Genomic DNA, 1,187 nt, shown 5'->3' with positions numbered 1-1,187 from the left:
CAATTTAGGTGGTAATGTAATTAACCGTAATTTGATACAAATGATAGTACCAAACGAAACGCAGTCAAACGACTAGCGTTATTTTTATTGCCTTCCACAATAAGACTGTGGAGGGCTTTTAATATGAAATAAAGGAAGGTGTCATATGAAAACAGACACATTATATACGTCTTTTATAGGCGGTTCGATGGCTTGGTTAGCATATTTTGTAGGTGGTGTTGACCATTTAGTAAAAGCTTTTGCGATATTTATGGCCATTGATTATACATTGGGAATTATGGTTGGATATTTATTTAAAAATGTTGAAAGTAAAAAGGCGTTTAAAGGTTTAATTAAAAAGTTTGCCATGATATTAATGGTCATTGCAGCCGTACAACTTGACTTAGCAACCGACAGCGGAAATTTCATGCGTAATGCGATGATACTATTTTTAATAGGCATGGAAGGTATCAGTATGATTGAAAATTTAGGCAAGCTCGGTATTCGTGTTCCTAAATTTCTAGCAAATGCATTTTCGCAATTACAAATGGAAAATGATGATAAGAAAAAAGAAGGGGGCAAGTAATGTGATTACAATTTCACCTGGTCATTGGTTGCCGTCCACAGGAGCAAAAGACATTATAGATGAAGTAACCGAAGCTCGTAAGGTCGCAAAGCGTGTTGTTGCTATTTTGCGAGAGGGCGGAGTACAAGCTAATTACGTTGAGGATAATGTGTCGAAAAACCAACAACAGAATCTAACTTACTTAGTTAATGAACACAAAAAAACATCGCGCAAATTAGATGTGAGTGTGCATTTTAATGCATCCGCTGGACGTCAAGACAGAGCGATTGGCACAGAGGTATTATACAAAGTCGGAGCATTAAAAGCCCTAGCAAGTAAGTTAAGTGGCGTTATGGCTAATGCTATGGATGTTCCAAATCGCGGAGCTAAATATCGTGACAACCTTTATTTTTTAAATAGCCTTCCACAGTCAATATTGTTGGAGGTTTGCTTTGTAAATAGTATTGCTGATGTGGTTGGTTACAATGAAAATTTCGAATCATTATGCCAGTCAATTGCTACAACACTAGCAGAACATGTTGGTATTAAATTAAACAAAAAGGAAGTGCGTACAATGGAATTTAGTAGCCCAGCATTAAAAAATGAAACAGAAACTACACTAGCAAGTGCAGCACGCAGAAAA

At 36.6% G+C, this 1,187-nt stretch carries 2 protein-coding genes; both read left to right on the top strand.

What is annotated here, in order from left to right; all coding sequences use genetic code 11:
* Positions 1-145 precede the first annotated feature (145 nt).
* On the top strand, positions 146-565 hold the full coding sequence (locus C9J34_RS21275) for a phage holin family protein (RefSeq protein ID WP_107842158.1): 420 nt from the start codon (positions 146-148) through the stop codon (positions 563-565).
* Position 566: 1 nt separating this feature from the next.
* A partial coding sequence (locus C9J34_RS21270) for an N-acetylmuramoyl-L-alanine amidase (protein WP_107842157.1) occupies positions 567-1,187 on the top strand: 621 nt, incomplete at its 3' end.

This window comes from Metasolibacillus meyeri (genome assembly GCF_003049505.1).
Classification (GTDB): domain Bacteria; phylum Bacillota; class Bacilli; order Bacillales_A; family Planococcaceae; genus Metasolibacillus; species Metasolibacillus meyeri.
This window is presented reverse-complemented; position numbering and strand designations above follow the sequence as displayed.

Excerpts from the sequence above, each read along its gene's own strand:
- C9J34_RS21275 (WP_107842158.1), top strand. The coding sequence starts at position 146 with ATGAAAACAGACACATTATATACGTCTTTTATAGGCGGTTCGATGGCT.